General features: G+C 63.5%; 15 protein-coding genes. 7 read left to right on the top strand and 8 right to left on the bottom strand.

What is annotated here, in order from left to right:
• Nucleotides 1-49: 49 nt before the first annotated feature.
• The 3 genes from hisA to L1O02_RS29125 all read left to right on the top strand — a co-directional run bounded on the left by hisA (nt 50) and on the right by L1O02_RS29125 (nt 2,481).
• A complete protein-coding gene (hisA, locus tag L1O02_RS29135; protein ID WP_060837101.1) occupies nt 50-799 on the top strand; it encodes a 1-(5-phosphoribosyl)-5-[(5-phosphoribosylamino)methylideneamino]imidazole-4-carboxamide isomerase in 750 nt (249 codons plus the stop codon).
• A gap of 92 nt (nt 800-891) precedes the next feature.
• On the top strand, nt 892-1,662 hold the full coding sequence (gene hisF / locus L1O02_RS29130) for an imidazole glycerol phosphate synthase subunit HisF (RefSeq protein WP_060837102.1): 771 nt from the start codon (nt 892-894) through the stop codon (nt 1,660-1,662).
• 63 nt (nt 1,663-1,725) lie between these two features.
• The gene (locus tag L1O02_RS29125) at nt 1,726-2,481 is read left to right on the top strand and encodes an ABC transporter substrate-binding protein (protein ID WP_129406281.1); all 756 of its coding nucleotides are present in this window, start codon (nt 1,726-1,728) and stop codon (nt 2,479-2,481) included.
• 78 nt (nt 2,482-2,559) lie between these two features.
• Here L1O02_RS29125 and L1O02_RS29120 read toward each other — a convergent pair whose 3' ends face one another.
• From L1O02_RS29120 to gpmI, 5 genes are all read right to left on the bottom strand, one after another.
• A complete protein-coding gene (locus tag L1O02_RS29120; RefSeq protein WP_235759199.1) occupies nt 2,560-3,366 on the bottom strand; it encodes a divergent polysaccharide deacetylase family protein in 807 nt (268 codons plus the stop codon).
• A gap of 116 nt (nt 3,367-3,482) precedes the next feature.
• Nucleotides 3,483-4,793: a S41 family peptidase gene (locus tag L1O02_RS29115; RefSeq protein ID WP_016963303.1), complete on the bottom strand. Its 1,311-nt coding sequence runs from the start codon at nt 4,791-4,793 to the stop codon at nt 3,483-3,485.
• Nucleotides 4,794-4,824: 31 nt separating this feature from the next.
• Nucleotides 4,825-6,111 carry a murein hydrolase activator EnvC gene (locus tag L1O02_RS29110; protein WP_060837105.1) on the bottom strand — a complete coding sequence of 429 codons (1,287 nt, stop codon included), beginning with the start codon at nt 6,109-6,111 and terminating at the stop codon, nt 4,825-4,827.
• 162 nt (nt 6,112-6,273) lie between these two features.
• Nucleotides 6,274-7,194 (bottom strand): DUF1460 domain-containing protein, encoded by a 921-nt coding sequence (locus L1O02_RS29105; RefSeq protein ID WP_235759197.1) that lies wholly within the window; start codon nt 7,192-7,194, stop codon nt 6,274-6,276.
• Between the two features lie 183 nt (nt 7,195-7,377).
• Nucleotides 7,378-8,919, bottom strand: a complete 1,542-nt coding sequence (gpmI, locus tag L1O02_RS29100; protein ID WP_060842225.1) for a 2,3-bisphosphoglycerate-independent phosphoglycerate mutase — start codon at nt 8,917-8,919, stop codon at nt 7,378-7,380.
• A gap of 165 nt (nt 8,920-9,084) precedes the next feature.
• On the opposite strand from gpmI, the gene L1O02_RS29095 reads away from it, so the two are divergent.
• The 3 genes from L1O02_RS29095 to secB are packed head-to-tail and all read left to right on the top strand — an operon-like array spanning nt 9,085 to nt 10,277.
• Complete coding sequence (locus tag L1O02_RS29095; protein WP_060837108.1) at nt 9,085-9,498, top strand: rhodanese-like domain-containing protein; 414 nt, start codon at nt 9,085-9,087, stop codon at nt 9,496-9,498.
• The gene (gene grxC / locus L1O02_RS29090) at nt 9,498-9,752 is read left to right on the top strand and encodes a glutaredoxin 3 (RefSeq protein WP_060837109.1); all 255 of its coding nucleotides are present in this window, start codon (nt 9,498-9,500) and stop codon (nt 9,750-9,752) included. Before L1O02_RS29095 ends, grxC begins: the two co-directional genes overlap by 1 nt.
• A 42-nt stretch (nt 9,753-9,794) precedes the next feature.
• Complete coding sequence (secB, locus tag L1O02_RS29085) at nt 9,795-10,277, top strand: protein-export chaperone SecB (RefSeq protein WP_016963308.1); 483 nt, start codon at nt 9,795-9,797, stop codon at nt 10,275-10,277.
• 184 nt (nt 10,278-10,461) lie between these two features.
• Here the strand turns inward: secB and trmL are convergent, their stop codons facing one another.
• Entirely contained in the window at nt 10,462-10,917 is a 456-nt protein-coding gene (trmL, locus tag L1O02_RS29080) for a tRNA (uridine(34)/cytosine(34)/5-carboxymethylaminomethyluridine(34)-2'-O)-methyltransferase TrmL (protein ID WP_016963309.1), read from the bottom strand.
• Here trmL and L1O02_RS29075 point away from each other — a divergent pair.
• Nucleotides 10,916-11,356 (top strand): hypothetical protein, encoded by a 441-nt coding sequence (locus L1O02_RS29075; protein ID WP_060842226.1) that lies wholly within the window; start codon nt 10,916-10,918, stop codon nt 11,354-11,356. The genes trmL and L1O02_RS29075 overlap by 2 nt on opposite strands.
• A 938-nt stretch (nt 11,357-12,294) precedes the next feature.
• Here L1O02_RS29075 and ntrC read toward each other — a convergent pair.
• Together ntrC and glnL are read right to left on the bottom strand one after the other, a co-directional pair.
• Nucleotides 12,295-13,731, bottom strand: coding sequence for a nitrogen regulation protein NR(I) (gene ntrC, locus L1O02_RS29070; RefSeq protein ID WP_016963311.1), 1,437 nt, complete (start codon nt 13,729-13,731; stop codon nt 12,295-12,297).
• Entirely contained in the window at nt 13,728-14,813 is a 1,086-nt protein-coding gene (glnL, locus tag L1O02_RS29065) for a nitrogen regulation protein NR(II) (RefSeq protein WP_235759195.1), read from the bottom strand. The genes ntrC and glnL overlap by 4 nt, the downstream gene beginning before the upstream one ends.
• Between the last annotated feature and the right edge of the window lie 265 nt (nt 14,814-15,078).

Below are 15,078 nucleotides of genomic sequence, written 5' to 3'. Positions count from 1 at the left end.
TTGCAGCTTGTGGCTTGCAGCTTGCAGCTCTTTTGACGAAGGAAAAAGCATGCTGATTATTCCCGCTATCGATCTCAAGGACGGCGCCTGTGTGCGTCTGCGCCAGGGCCGCATGGAAGATTCCACGGTGTTCTCCGATGACCCGGTGAGCATGGCCGCCAAGTGGGTTGAAGGGGGTTGCCGGCGTCTGCATCTGGTGGACCTCAACGGCGCCTTCGAAGGCCAGCCGGTCAACGGCGAGGTGGTCACCGCGATCGCCAAGCGCTACCCGAACCTGCCGATCCAGATCGGCGGTGGTATCCGTTCCCTGGAAACCATCGAGCACTACGTCAAGGCCGGCGTGAGCTACGTGATCATCGGCACCAAGGCGGTCAAGGAGCCGGAGTTCGTTGCCGAGGCCTGCCGCGCGTTCCCGGGCAAGGTCATCGTCGGCCTGGACGCCAAGGACGGTTTCGTCGCCACCGACGGCTGGGCTGAAGTCAGCAGCGTGCAGGTGATCGACCTGGCCAAGCGCTTCGAAGCCGACGGCGTGTCCGCCATCGTTTATACCGACATCGCCAAAGACGGCATGATGCAGGGCTGCAACGTGCCGTTCACTGCGGCCCTGGCGGCGGCCACCAAAATTCCGGTGATCGCCTCCGGCGGCATCCACAACCTGGGCGACATCAAGGCCCTGCTGGATGCCAAGGCGCCGGGAATCATCGGCGCCATTACCGGCCGCGCCATTTATGAGGGCACGCTGGATGTGGCAGAAGCCCAGGCCTTTTGTGATGGCTACGCGGCCAGCTGCAAGTCATAAGCGGCAAGCGGCCTGTCAACGCCCGACCGCGATCGGCTCTGACTTGCCGCTTGTAGCCCGCAGCTTGCAACTCTTCATCGGAGATTAAGCCCATGGCCTTAGCCAAACGCATCATCCCTTGCCTGGACGTGGACAACGGCCGGGTGGTCAAGGGCGTCAAGTTCGAGAACATCCGCGACGCCGGCGACCCGGTGGAAATCGCCCGTCGCTACGATGAGCAGGGTGCCGACGAAATCACCTTCCTCGACATCACCGCCAGCGTCGATGGTCGTGATACCACCTTGCATACCGTCGAGCGCATGGCCAGCCAGGTGTTCATCCCGCTGACCGTGGGCGGTGGCGTGCGCACCGTGCAGGACATCCGCAACCTGCTCAATGCCGGCGCGGACAAGGTTTCGATCAACACCGCGGCGGTGTTCAACCCCGAGTTTGTCGGTGAAGCGGCGCAGCATTTCGGCTCGCAATGCATCGTGGTCGCCATCGACGCGAAGAAGGTCTCCGGCCCGGGCGAACCCCCGCGCTGGGAAATCTTCACCCATGGCGGGCGCAAGCCCACCGGTCTGGACGCGGTGGAGTGGGCGAAGAAGATGGAAGGCCTGGGCGCCGGCGAGATCCTGCTCACCAGCATGGATCAGGACGGCATGAAAAACGGCTTTGACCTGGGCGTGACCCGGGCCATCAGCGATGCCCTGGGAATCCCGGTCATCGCCTCCGGCGGCGTCGGCAACCTCCAGCATCTGGCCGACGGCATCATCGAAGGCCACGCCAGCGCGGTGCTGGCGGCGAGCATTTTCCACTTCGGCGAATACACGGTTCCCGAGGCCAAGGCCTACATGGCGCAGCGCGGGATCGTGGTGCGATAGCCACTGGACAGCATGGCGTGCTCGCGGCACTCTTGAGCACGCCATGGATTCTGGTATCCCGTCATGTTCAAACGTCTTCTTGTGGTTGTCGCCAGCGCGACCCTGCTCCTGAGCACTCTGGCCCGCGCCGCTGAAACTGCCGACACCGCCCTGGTGCTGCTGACGGAAAACTTCCCCCCCTACAACATGGCCAAGAACGGCAAGAACTTCGCGCAAGGCGAGAACATCGACGGCATCGCCGTGGATATCGTCCGCGAAATGTTCAAGCGCGCCGGGATCAATTACAGCCTGACCCTGCGTTTCCCCTGGGAACGCATCTACAAGATGGCCCTGGAACAGCCGGGCTATGGCGTGTTCGTCATGGCCCGGCTGCCGGAGCGCGAGCCGCTGTTCAAGTGGGTCGGCCCCATCGGCCCGGACGACTGGATCATGCTGGCCAAGGCCGGCAGCAAGATCACCCTCGAATCCCTGGAGCAGGCGCGCAGCTACAAGATCGGCGCCTACAAGGGCGATGCCATTGCCCAGACCCTGGCCAAGCAGGGCCTGGCGCCCCAGGTGGTGCTGCGGGACCAGGACAACGCCAAAAAGCTGGTGGCGGGGCAGATCGATCTCTGGGCCACCGGCGATCCGGCGGGACGTTACCTGGCCAAGCAGGAAGGCATCACCGGCCTCAAGACTGTGCTGCGCTTCAACAGCGCCGAGCTGTACCTGGCCCTGAACAAGGACGTGTCCGATGAGGTGGTGGCCAAGCTCCAGGCAGCCCTGGACGCGATGCGTGAAGAGGGGCTGGTGGAGGAAATCATGGGGCGTTATCTCTAGAAGCAGCCGCAAGCCGCAAGCTACAAGTCACAGCAGGTCGGCGGCGCTTTGGCTTGCAGCTTGAGGCTTGCGGCTGTCCTATCTGTACTTGCCGTTCTTGCCGTGCCCGGCCATGGCTTCGTTGCTGCGCAGGCTGATCATCGACTTGATATCGATCCACTCGATGCCCTGGGCCTTGAGCGTGGGCAGTTCGCGTTCGAGTACGGCCAGGGTCTGTGGATAAGGGTGGCCGATCATCACCGCCGAACCCTGTTTGCGCGCCAGTTTGATGGCTGTCTGCAACTGTTGGCTGATTGCCGCCTCCGTCCGTTCGTCGTCCAGGAACACATCCCGGGAAACGCTGGCCAGACCGATCTTCTGCGCTTCGGCGGCGGCGACCGTCTGGGCGCTGGTGCGGCTGTCGACGAAGAATTTGTGGCGTCGCTGCAAGTCGGCCATCAGCCAGGCCATGGCTTGCGGTTGGGCGGTCATGCGGCTGCCCATGTGGTTGTTGATGCCGCTGGTGTAGGGCACGGCCTGGAAGGCAGCCTCCAGGCGCTTTTGCAGCTCCTCGATGGGCAGCTCGGGGTGCCAGGCGAAGGGGCCGGTGGCCGGGTCCATGGGCATGTGCAGGATGACGATCTTGCCGGCCCGGTGAGCTTCGCGGGCGAACTCGGCGGCGTGGGGCGTGTCGGGCATGATCGCCGTGGTCACCGGGCCGGGCAGGGCCAGCACGCGGCGGTCGCGGGGCAGGTTCTGCCCGAGGTCGTCGATGATCAGGCTCAGGTAGGCCTTGGGTGCCGCAGGTGCCGGTTCGGCAGCGTGGGTCGCAGCAGTGAAGAAGCACAGCAGGGCCAGCAGCGGGGCCCAGAACGGGCGGAACAGGGATGGGCGGCGGGAAATCATGGGGATCGGAATCGGGCCTTATAGGGGAATGGGCGCCCTGGCGGGCGCTTCGCTGGCGAGCCAGCTCCTACACAAGCCGGCTCCTGTAGGAGCCGGCTTGCCGGCGAAGGGTTCAATCACTTGCCGCGGGTGATGCTCAGCCCCTTGAGCAGGCTCAGGGCCTGGGCCAGCTGGTAGTCGTCATCCTGTGGCATCGGTTTGGCCTTGCTGGTCGAACCGCTCGGCTTGTCGGCGCCGCCGTTGCCATTGCCCAGGTGACCCTGCAGGTCGGCTTCCTTGAAGTACTCGCCGTCCTGGGCCTCGCTGGTGATCTTGGCGCGGCGCACTTCGATGTCCGGAACGATGCCCTGGGCCTGGATCGAGCGGCCGTTGGGGGTGAAGTACAGCGCGGTGGTGATCTTCAGCGCGCGGTCGTTGTTCAGCGGCAGCACGGTCTGCACCGAGCCCTTGCCGAAGCTGGTGGTGCCCATCAGCACCGCGCGTTTCTGGTCCTGCAGGGCGCCGGCGACGATTTCCGAAGCCGAGGCGCTGCCGCCGTTGATCAGCACCACCATCGGCACGGCTTCGCTTTCGTCCTTGCCGGTGGCAGAGAAGCGCAGCTCGGAGTTGGCGATGCGGCCCTTGGTGTAGACGATCAGGCCCTTGGTGATGAAGTGGTCGACCACTTCCACCGCCGCCTGCAGCACGCCGCCCGGGTTGTTGCGCAGGTCGAGGATGATGCCGTTGAGCTTCTTGCCGTTGTCCTTGCGCAGCTTGGCCAGGGCCTTGGAGACTTCCTCGCCGGTCTTGACCTGGAACTGGGTGATGCGGATGTAGCCGTAGCCCGACTCCAGCAACTGGCTCTTCACGCTCTTCACCTGGATGGTGGCGCGGGCCAGGGTCACGTCGAACGGCGTACCGCCGTCGCGCACCAGGGTCAGGGTGATTTTCTGGCCGATCTTGCCGCGCATCTTGTCCACGGCTTCGGTCATGGTCTGGCCACGGGTCGGCTGGCCGTTGATCTTGACGATCAGGTCGCCGGCCTGGATGCCGGCCTTGGACGCTGGCGTGTCGTCGATCGGCGACACCACTTTGATAAAGCCGTCTTCGGCGCCCACTTCGATGCCCAGGCCGCCGAATTCGCCGCTGGTGCTTTCCTGCAGTTCGGCGAAGTCTTCCGGGCCCAGGTAGGCCGAGTGCGGGTCGAGGTTGCTGAGCATGCCCTTGATGGCATTCTCCAGCAGGGTCTTGTCATCCACGGGTTCGACATAGGCCGCCTTGATCCGGTCCATGACCTCGGCAAAGGTGCGCAGTTCTTCCAGCGGCAAAGGTGCCTTGGTGGTCGCGGCGGTCGCTGATTGAGCGGTTTCGGCGGCAAACGCCAGAGGCGCTCCGATCACCAGGGCGATCGTCAGGGCCAGCGAGGTAAGGCGGGACAAATGCAGCATGTCGAACGAACTCCTAATTTAGATGCAGCGCTTATCCTTGCGCGTGGCACCACTGTGCCGGGTCGCTGGGGCGGCCCTGCTGACGAATTGCAAAGTACAGCGCAGGAGTGTCCTGTCCGCCACTATTACCCACGGTGGAGATGGACTCTCCGGCCTTGACCACATCACCGGCTTCCTTGAGCAGGGTCTGGTTGTGCCCGTAGAGACTCAGGTAGCCGTTGCCATGATCGAGGATCACCAGCAGCCCGGCGCCGCGCAGCCAGTCGGCGAACACCACCCGGCCACCGTGCACGGCGTGTACCTGGCTGCCGGCGGCGGCGCTGATCATCACCCCGTCCCACTTGGAACGGGAGTCATCGCCACGGGTTTCACCAAAGCGTGCCAGCAATCGACCATCAACCGGCCATGGAAGTTTTCCCCGGGCGGCGGCAAATGCACCGCCGAAGGAAGGGCCGGCGCTGGAAACCAAGGCGCCCGGGCTTGATCTGACGGGCTTGCGCGGGGCATCGCTGGCGTCGGCCTGGGCCTCACGTAAACGCTTTTTTTCGGCTTCCTGCTGGGCGATCAGCGCTTTCTGGCGCGCTTCTTCTGCCTCGCGGGCCTGGCGGGCCAGGGTTTCTTCAATGGTCTTGAGCACCTTGGCCAGGTCGGCCTGGTCCTGCTCGCGGGCCTTGAGTTTGTCGTCCCGGGCCTTCACGTCGTCGTTGAGCTTGGCCAGGGCCAGTTGCCGCTCCTTGCGGACCTTGTCGAGTTCTTCACGCTGGGTGTCGAGGCTGCTCTTCTGCACCAGCAACTGGGCCTGTTGCAGCGAGATGTCCTTTTCCACATTGGCCAGCTGGCGCAGGGTCTCGTTGAAACTCTTCAACTGCTCCAGGCGCGCCTGGCTCAGGTAGTCGTAGTAAGTCAGGGTACGGGCGAATTTTTCCGGATTCTGCTGGTTGAGCAGCAGCTTGAGGTATTCCTGGCGCCCGTTCTGGTAGGCGGCGCGGGCCTGGATGGCGATCAGTCGCTGCTGTTCAGTGCGCGCGCTCTGGAGTTTTTTTTTCTCCTCATCGAGTCGCTGCAGCTCGGCTTCGCTTTTTTTCAGCTCTTTCTGCAGGGCTTCGACCTGCTTTTCCAGCTTGCCCATCTCGGTTTCGGTGCCGCGCAGTTCTTTCTGCACCCCGGATTTTTCTTCCTGCAGCTTGCCCAGCAGTTTCTTCAGCTCGGCAATGTCCTGACGCGTGGCGTCCAACTGTTGTTGGGTTTGCGCGCGCTCGTCGGCAAAAGCCGGTTGGAGCAGGCAGATCAGAGCAAGGGCAATCAGGGCGCGAAGCATAGAGGCGGGCGACACCAGGGAAAGGGACGGCCTAGTATGCCCGCCCATCGCGGCAAAAAAAACGCCTCAAAGCCAACTGCTTTGCGGCGTTCGTCATAAAAAGCCCTTTCCGGGCGGTTATTGGGCCATTTGCTATCAGCCTGCCAGCGGTTTCCGCGGCGATCAGCCAGGCGCTTGCGCGTGGGGCGGATGCTGGTGCGCCTGGGCGCTGCTCTGGGAGGTGGATGCAGGGTGATCGGCCAGGTCGGTTGGCCGGGCGCGCAGGACCACGATGCCCGGGACGTCGCGGACGTACTCCATGAACGGCGAGTCGATCACCACGCGCTGGTTCTGCTTCGAGGACGCATTGCGCAGGACAGGCCCCTGGGCGGTCCTGATGAACAGCCCGGTGTGGGTGACGTCTAGGCCCGAGAGCGGGGTGTAGATGCCGATGTAGTCGCCGGTGCGCAGGCTGCCGAGCACATGCCGGTCAATCCGCGCGCTGGGAATGTAGGTGATGTCGCGGTCGGCCACGGGCAGCCCCGCCAGGTAATGGCCGCCATCGGCCTTTTGATTGAGGTGCTTGGCGACGGTCACCGCATCGGCACCCAGCAGGGCGGTGACGTCATCGGCCAAGGGCTGTCCGGCATGGGCCCAGTCGGTGAAGAAGTGGCGGCGGTTGAGGAAATTGACGTCGCCGTTGACGTAGCGAATCTGCACCAGGTTGTGGATGAAGCCGGCCTCGTCGCGGGACTGGCGCAATGCCTCGACATAATCCAGGTAGGTAAAGCAGTCCAGGCCCCTGAAGTCGACGACCAGCTTTTCGGCCAGGGTGGCAGAGCCCTGCAGCTTGTTCGGCGCATAAGGCGTCTGCAGGAACTCCCGTGAAATGAGGTCGTTCATCTGCCCGATGTCGGCAGCGTGCTGCTGGGGCTGGATGCTCAACAGCGTGCGCAATTTGCCGGCGGTCAGCGGGTCCATGGCCACCTGGGTGTGTGGCTGTTCGGGGGCGCTGCCCCCGGGGGCCTGCGACTGTTGGGCAGGAACCTGGCTTGCGCAGCCTGACAGGAGGGAGGCTAGAAACAGCGTAGCCATCTTGTTCATGGGATTCTCTCTGCGGGCAGTTCTGATAACGATAATCATTATTCAGCAAGTGGCAGGTGTTTGTCTGGTGGCGCTGTCTTGCGCTTGGGCCTTCGCGCCGCGCCTGGAGCGGGGCGAAGCCGCAATGAAAAACGCCCGATGGACTGCATCGGGCGTTTTTCATGCAACGGCGACCTGAGGGTTTCAGTGCGCAGGATCGACCAGGATCGAGGTGCCGGTCATTTCCTCAGGCTGAGGCAGGTCCAGCAACTTGAGCATGGTCGGTGCCACATCCGCCAGCACCCCGCCTTCGCGGACTTTCAGGGCGCGCTTGCCGTAATAGATGAAGGGCACCGGCTCGGTGGTGTGAGCGGTGTGGGCCTGACCGGTGGAGGCGTCGGACATCTGCTCGACGTTGCCGTGGTCCGCGGTGATCAGGGCTTCGCCACCGACCTTTTCCAGGGCATCGACGATGCGTCCGACACACAGGTCCAGGCATTCCACGGCTTTGACCGCGGCGGCGAACACGCCGCTGTGGCCGACCATGTCGCCGTTGGCGTAGTTGACGATGATCACGTCGTAGCGCTGGTGCTCGATGGCGTCGACGATCTTGTCGGTGACTTCCGGAGCGCTCATTTCCGGCTGCAGGTCGTAGGTGGCGACTTTCGGCGACGGGATCAGGATGCGCTCCTCCCCTGGGAACGGCTCTTCACGGCCGCCGGAGAAGAAGAAGGTCACGTGGGCGTACTTTTCGGTTTCGGCGATGCGCAGCTGGGTCTTGCCGTTTTTCGCCAAATAGTCGCCCAGCACGTTTTCCAGGCTGCCCGGAGCAAAGGCTGCCGGCGCGGGGATGCTGGCGGCGTACTGGGTGAGCATGACGAAGCCGGCCAGCTTTGGCTGGCGCGCGCGCTCGAAGTCCTTGAAGTCGTCCTCGACGAAGACCCGGGTCAGCTCGCGAGCCCGGTCGGCACGGAAGTTCATGAACACCACGGCATCGCCGTCTTCGACCTTGACCGGCTCGCCGATGGTGGTGGCCTTGACGAACTCGTCGCTCTCTTCACGGGCGTAGGCCGCTTGCAGGCCTTCCTGGGCGGTGGCGGCGTTGAACTGCCCCTGGCCGTCGACGATCAGGTTGTAGGCCTGGGCCACGCGGTCCCAGCGATTGTCACGGTCCATGGCGAAGTAGCGGCCGATCAGGCTGGCGATACGGCCCTTGCCCAGGGTCTTGAAGCTTTCGTCCAGCAGTTCGATGAACGACTGGGCGCTCTTGGGCGGGGTGTCGCGACCATCGAGGAAGGCGTGCAGGTAGATCTTCTCGGCACCGCGCTTGAAGGCCAGCTCGGCCATGGCGATCAGGTGGTCCTGGTGACTGTGCACGCCGCCGTCCGACAGCAGGCCGAGGATGTGCACGGCCTTGCCGGCGGCCACGGCCTTGTCCACGGCGGCGCACAGGGTCGGGTTCTCGAAGAACTCGCCGTCACGGATGGCCTTGGTCACCCGGGTGAAGTCCTGATACACCACGCGACCGGCGCCCAGGTTCATGTGGCCCACCTCGGAGTTGCCCATCTGCCCATCCGGCAGGCCGACGTCCATGCCCGAGCCCGAGATCAGGCCGTTGGGCATGCTGGCGCACAAGCGATCCAGGACCGGCTTCTTGGCCGCATAGACGGCGTTGGATTCGTGGCTCTCGCTGTGACCGAAGCCATCCAGAATCATCAGGACCAAAGGTTTAGGCGTGGTAGTCATGGCGTCCACTCGTGGCTGGATAGGAAAGTGTTGAAAAAGGAGGTGTTGAAAAACGGAGTGGCAGTTTAAAGCGAAGTTCCGGTGGCGTCACCGCCGGGCGGGGTTTGGCCGACCTTGAGGGCTGTGTATACTGGCCGACATTTTAACGCCCTGGAACCTCCTTAGATGGTTGCTCACCTGATTCAATTCGCCACTGAACACTACTTGCTCGTCGGCGCCTTCGCCATCCTGCTGGCTCTGTTGATCGCTCATGAATTGAGCCGCGGTGGCCGCAGCCTCAGCACCCGTGAACTGACCGCGCTGGTCAACAGCGAGCAGGGCGTAGTGATCGATATCCGTCCGTCCAAGGACTATGCCGCCGGCCACATCGTCGGCGCGCTGAACATTCCCCAGGACAAGCTGGCCGCCCGTGTCGGCGAACTGGAGAAGCACAAGGCCAAGACCATCATCCTGGTGGACGCCCAAGGCCAGCACGCCGGCACCCATGCCCGTGAACTGATGAAGTCCGGCTTCACCGCTGCCAAACTGTCCGGCGGTGTTTCCAGCTGGAAAGCCGACAACCTGCCATTGGTGAAGTAATGCCCCAGGTCATCGTCTACTCCAGTGATTACTGCCCTTACTGCTCGCGGGCCAAGCAACTGCTCGGGAGCAAAGGCGTAGCCTTCGAAGAGATCAAGGTCGATGGCAAGCCGCAGGTGCGCGCCGACATGGCCCAGAAAGCCGGACGCACGTCCGTGCCGCAGATCTGGATCGGCGCCACCCATGTAGGTGGTTGTGATGATTTGTTTGCCCTGGAGCGCGCCGGCAAGCTCGACGCGCTGCTGGCGGCCTGAAATTCCTAACCCTATTAGACCCAAGATCAAGAAGGATCTGAGATGACTGACCAACAGAACACTGCTGCTGCCGAAGACGAAAGCGCACCGCAATTCTCCCTGCAGCGCATCTACGTGCGTGACCTGTCCTTCGAAGCGCCGAAAAGCCCGGCCATCTTCCGTCAGCAGTGGGAGCCAAGCGTCGGCCTGGACCTCAACACCCGTCAGAAGGCCCTGGAAGCCGACTTCCACGAAGTGGTGCTGACCCTGTCCGTGACCGTGAAGAACGGCGACGAAGTGGCCTTCATCGCTGAAGTGCAGCAGGCCGGTATCTTCCTGATCAAGAACCTGGACGAGGCTTCCATGAGCCACACCCTGGGTGCCTTCTGCCCGAACATCCTGTTCCCTTACGCTCGCGAAGCGCTGGACAGCCTGGTGACCCGCGGTTCGTTCCCGGCCCTGATGCTGGCCCCGGTGAACTTCGATGCGCTGTACGCCCAGGAACTGCAACGCCTGCAGTCCGCCGGCGAAAACACCGTTCAGTAAGCACTGGCTGTGGTACGAAAAAAGCGCCTGTCACGGCGCTTTTTTCATGCTCGGGCGTCAGCTGTCCAAACCCTGGCGCCGGCGCCGCAGGCTGTGATCGACCACGAGGTGGGTGCCGTGATCGCGCCTGCAGGAAGGCCCTTCGGGCCTTGTCGCAGCCTGCGGCAGCGGCTGCAGAGAATGGTTACTTGAAGCCCAGTTGTCGCCAGCCTTCATAGACCGCCACGGCTACGGTGTTGGACAGGTTCAGGCTGCGGCAGCCTTCGCGCATGGGCAAGCGCAGGCGCTGCTCGCCCGGCAGGGCGTCCAGCACGTCCGCCGGCAGGCCACGGCTCTCGGGGCCGAACAGGAAGGCGTCGCCCTCCTTGAAGCTGGCGTCATGGAAGGGCCGCGAGCCCTTGGTGGTGAAGGCGAACAGGCGCGGATGGCCGAGGCTTTCCAGGCAACTGGCGAGGTCGGCATGGCGTTGCAGGGTGGCGTATTCGTGATAGTCGAGGCCGGCACGGCGCAGGCGCTTGTCGTCCATTTCGAAACCCAGTGGCTCGATCAAATGCAGGTGGCAGCCGCTGTTGGCGCACAGCCTGATAACGTTGCCGGTATTCGGCGGAATTTCTGGTTGAAAGAGGATGACGTGAAACATGCACGGCTCCGAAGAAAAAGATGGGCTGCATTCTACGCCTGAAGAGGACCCGCGACCGAAGCTTATGCTGCGGGTGTTCGGCTCCCTGGCGATTGTCGGGATGATGGTGGGGCTGATGATCGGTCGACTGACGCAGCCCGATCCGATCGAGTTGCAACAGGTCGAGGTGGCGGCCGATGGCCTGGTGGTCTGGTTCAACCAGGAACCCAAGGTTCACGGCGAACATATCGATGGCACCATCGCCTTGCTGTTCGATGCGCAAGGACGGGCGCAGAACGGTCAGTTGCAGGTCAATCAGAAGACGGTGAACTGGCGGGTGCGGCTGGCGGACCAGGGCTTGCTGCTGAACCTGGTGGCGGCCCGGCCGTTGCGGGGCGAGTGGAGCGCCAGCCAGGTGGACGGGCGCTGGCGCCTGGCGATCCACCTGCGGGAGGAATAAAAGAGGGAAACCCCGGCCTGCCTGTACCAAGGCCCCCAAAAGCGGGAGGGGCTGATCGCCTGTCGGGGCGATGAGTCCCGGTGTAAAGAGGGGGATTCCCGGCCTGCCTGTACCAGGGTCCCCGAAAGGGTTGTGGGCGCGTCGCTCAAAGCGTGATGGGCCCGGTGTTAAAGAGGGAAGCCCTAGCCTGCCTGTACTGAGGTTCCCGAAAGCTTGGGCTCGTCGCGATGCGCGTGATGAGCCCGGTATTAAAGAGGGAAGCCCCAGCCTGCCTGTACCGAGGTTCCCGAAAGCTTGGGCTCGTCGCGATGCGCGTGATGAGCCCGGTATTAAAGAGGGAAGCCCCAGCCTGCCTGTACTGAGGTTCCCGAAAGCTTGGGCTCGTCGCGATGCGCGTGATGAGCCCGGTATTAAAGAGGGAAGCCCCAGCCTGCCTGTACTGAGGTTCCCGAAAGCTTGGGCTCGTCGCGATGCGCGTGATGAGCCCGGTGTTAAAGAGGGAATTCCCGGCCTGCCTGTACCGAGGTTCCCGAAAGCTTGGCCCGTCGCTGTGAGCGTGGTGGGCCGGGTGTTAAAGAGGGGAATCCCCGGCCTGCCTGTACCAAGGTCCCCTAAACTGGGTAGTGATGGAGGTATTGCAGGGGGCGTGCCAACTTTGGCCGGTCCTGTTTGAATTGCCTGGATAAAAAGCCGAAAGCCCCGAATTCCGGGGCTTTTGCGTTTTCGAAGGGCAAATATTCAGATTTGAAGGCCAGGCCTCGAATGATCGCGCTGTGCTCGATTGCGGTTCATCGCGCCTTCGGCCAGTGCATGCACCCCATCCTGGTGCATGCCCATCCTCGTCGTAGGAGCCGGCTTGCCGGCGAAGCGCCGGTCAGTGCTCTGCAAGGCTCAAGGGCCTTTTCGCTGGCAAGCCAGCTCCTGCACAGGGGGAGGGCTCAGCCTTCCTCGCTTTCGTCCTCGTCGCCTCCGTCCACCTTCATCCCCAACTCCTTGATCTTGCGGGTCAGGGTGTTGCGGCCCCAGCCCAGCAGCACGGCGGCGTCGCGGCGGCGGCCGGCGGTGTGCTTGAGGGCGGTTTCGATCATGATCCGCTCGAAACTCGGCACCGCGCTGTCCAAAAGGCTCGACTGGCCGCGGGCCAGGGCCTGATCGGCCCACTGGCGCAGGGCCTGTTCCCAGTTGGTCACCGGCGCCGAATCCTGGGGCAGGCTCAACAGCTCCGGCGGCAGGTCGCTGATGTGCACCTCGCGCCCCGACGCCATGACGGTGATCCAGCGGCAGGTGTTCTCCAGCTGGCGCACGTTGCCCGGCCACGGCAGGTTCTTCAGGTATTCCTCGGTTTCGTTCTTCAGCAGCTTGGGTTCCACCGCCAGTTCCTGGGCGGCGCGGCTGAGGAAATGCTTGGCCAGGGTCGGGATGTCTTCGCGACGGTCCGACAGGCGCGGAATATGGATGCGGATCACGTTGAGGCGGTGGAACAGGTCCTCGCGGAACTTGCCGGCGTGCACCAGGGTTTCCAGGTTCTGGTGGGTGGCGGCGATGATCCGTACATCGACCTTGACCGGCGTGTGGCCACCGACCCTGTAGAACTCGCCGTCGGCCAGAACCCGCAGCAGGCGGGTCTGGGTATCGGCCGGCATGTCGCCGATCTCGTCGAGGAACAGGGTGCCGCCGTCGGCCTGTTCGAAGCGTCCGCGGCGCAGGTTGGCGGCGCCGGTGAAGGCGCCTTTTTCATGGCCGAACAGCTCGGATTCCATCAGGTCCTTGGGGATGGCGGCCATGTTCAGGGCGATGAACGGCGACGCCGCCCGCGGGCTGTGGCGATGCAGGGCATGGGCCACCAGTTCCTTGCCGGTGCCGGACTCGCCGTTGATCAGCACGGTGATGTTGGAGTGGCTCAGGCGCCCGATGGCACGGAACACCTCCTGCATCGCCGGCGCTTCGCCGATGATTTCCGGGGTGCGGGCCAGGGTCGGCGCCACTTCCAGGCCCTGCTGCTCCTGGGCATGCTGGTTGGCACGCTTGACCAGGGACACCGCCTCATCCACGTCAAACGGCTTGGGCAGGTACTCGAAGGCCCCGCCCTGGTAGGAGGCGACAGCGCTGTCCAGGTCCGAATGCGCGGTCATGATGATCACCGGCAGGCGCGGGTGCAGCTCGCGAATCCGTGCTAGCAGGTCGAGGCCGCTGGCGCCGGGCATGCGAATGTCGGAAATGATCACGTCCGGCTGCTGGCGCGCCAGGCGGCTCATCACCCCGTCGGCACTGTCGAAGCTCTGGGTGGTCATGCCTTCCTGCTGCAGGGCTTTTTCCAGGACCCAACGGATAGAACGGTCGTCATCGACGATCCACACGGTTTCACTACGGCTCATGTCGATGGGGCTCCTTGTTCCAGAGGCAGAAAGATCGAGAAGGTGGTGTGGCCGGGATGGCTGTCACATTCGATCAGGCCCTGGTGCTGGCTGATGATGTTCTGGGTAATGGCCAGGCCCAGCCCGGTGCCGTCCGGGCGGCCGCTGACCATGGGGAAGAAGAGGGTGTCCTGCAGCTCGGCGGGAATGCCCGGGCCGTTGTCGATGATCTCGATCTTGGTCACCAGGCGATGACGTACATGGCCGATGGTGAACTGGCGCATGGTGCGGCTGCGCAGGGTGATGCGCCCCAGGCGCATTTCGTTCTGGTTGCTGATGGCCTGCATGGCGTTGCGCACGATGTTGAGCACCGCCTGGATCATCTGCTCGCGGTCGATCAAGACGTCGGGAATGCTCGGGTCGTAATCGCGTACCAGGGTGATGCAGCCCTGGCTTTCGGCTTCCACCAGGCTACTGACCCGCTCCAGCACTTCGTGGATATTGGTCAGCGCCAGGGACGGCAGCTTGTTCGAGCCGAGCATGCGGTCCACCAGGTTTCGCAGGCGGTCGGCCTCTTCGATGATGACGTTGGTGTAGTCCTTGAGGCTTTCCTCGGGCAGCTCGCGGGCCAGCAGTTGGGCGGCGCCGCGAATCCCGCCCAGGGGGTTCTTGATCTCGTGGGCCAGGCCGCGCACCAGCATCTTGCTGGTTTCCTGCTTGGACAGCTGGGCCTCTTCCTTGGTGATGCGCAGCAGCCGGTCCCGGGGGTGGACCTCCAGCAGCAGCAAGGTATCGCCATTGCTGAGGATCGGCGTCACCGCGTAGTCGACGGTCAGGGTCTGGCCGGTCAGGGCGGTGAGCATGGCCTCGCGCTTGGTGAAGGGGTGCGCCTGTTCCACCGCCTGGCGCAGTGAGCTCAGGGCTTCGGCGGACTCGGTGAACAGCTCACTGATGAATTGCCCATGGCTGCGCTGGCCGCTGATGGCCAGGAGCATCTCCGCCGCCGGGTTCATGTACTCAAGGCGCAGGTCGGCGTTGAGCAGAATGGTGGCGGTGGTCAGGTTGTCCAGAAGCAGACGGTGCAGTGGGTCGCTGATGGTCATTCGGACCTCTTTTGGAGCAGGGCGAGCCGGAGCCGGTCCGGGATCGCGCGCGGGGTTAAAGCGCTGATGTGGAGAAAATGCAAAAACCAAACCAAGGCTCCGAAAAGAAGCGTTCGCGGCCTGAAACAGGCGTTTGAAGCCCGCTTGCGTGGCGCTTTGCCAGCTTTGCCGGGTATTTTCGAACCAAAATGGGCTGGGAATGGTCTGTGGGTGCACGGTGTTGCACCAATATAGTGCATGAATCTGCAGGGCGCTGGCCGGTTGC

Origin of the sequence: Pseudomonas sp. BC42, assembly GCF_021560055.1 — a bacterium.
Lineage (GTDB): Bacteria > Pseudomonadota > Gammaproteobacteria > Pseudomonadales > Pseudomonadaceae > Aquipseudomonas.
This window is presented reverse-complemented; position numbering and strand designations above follow the sequence as displayed.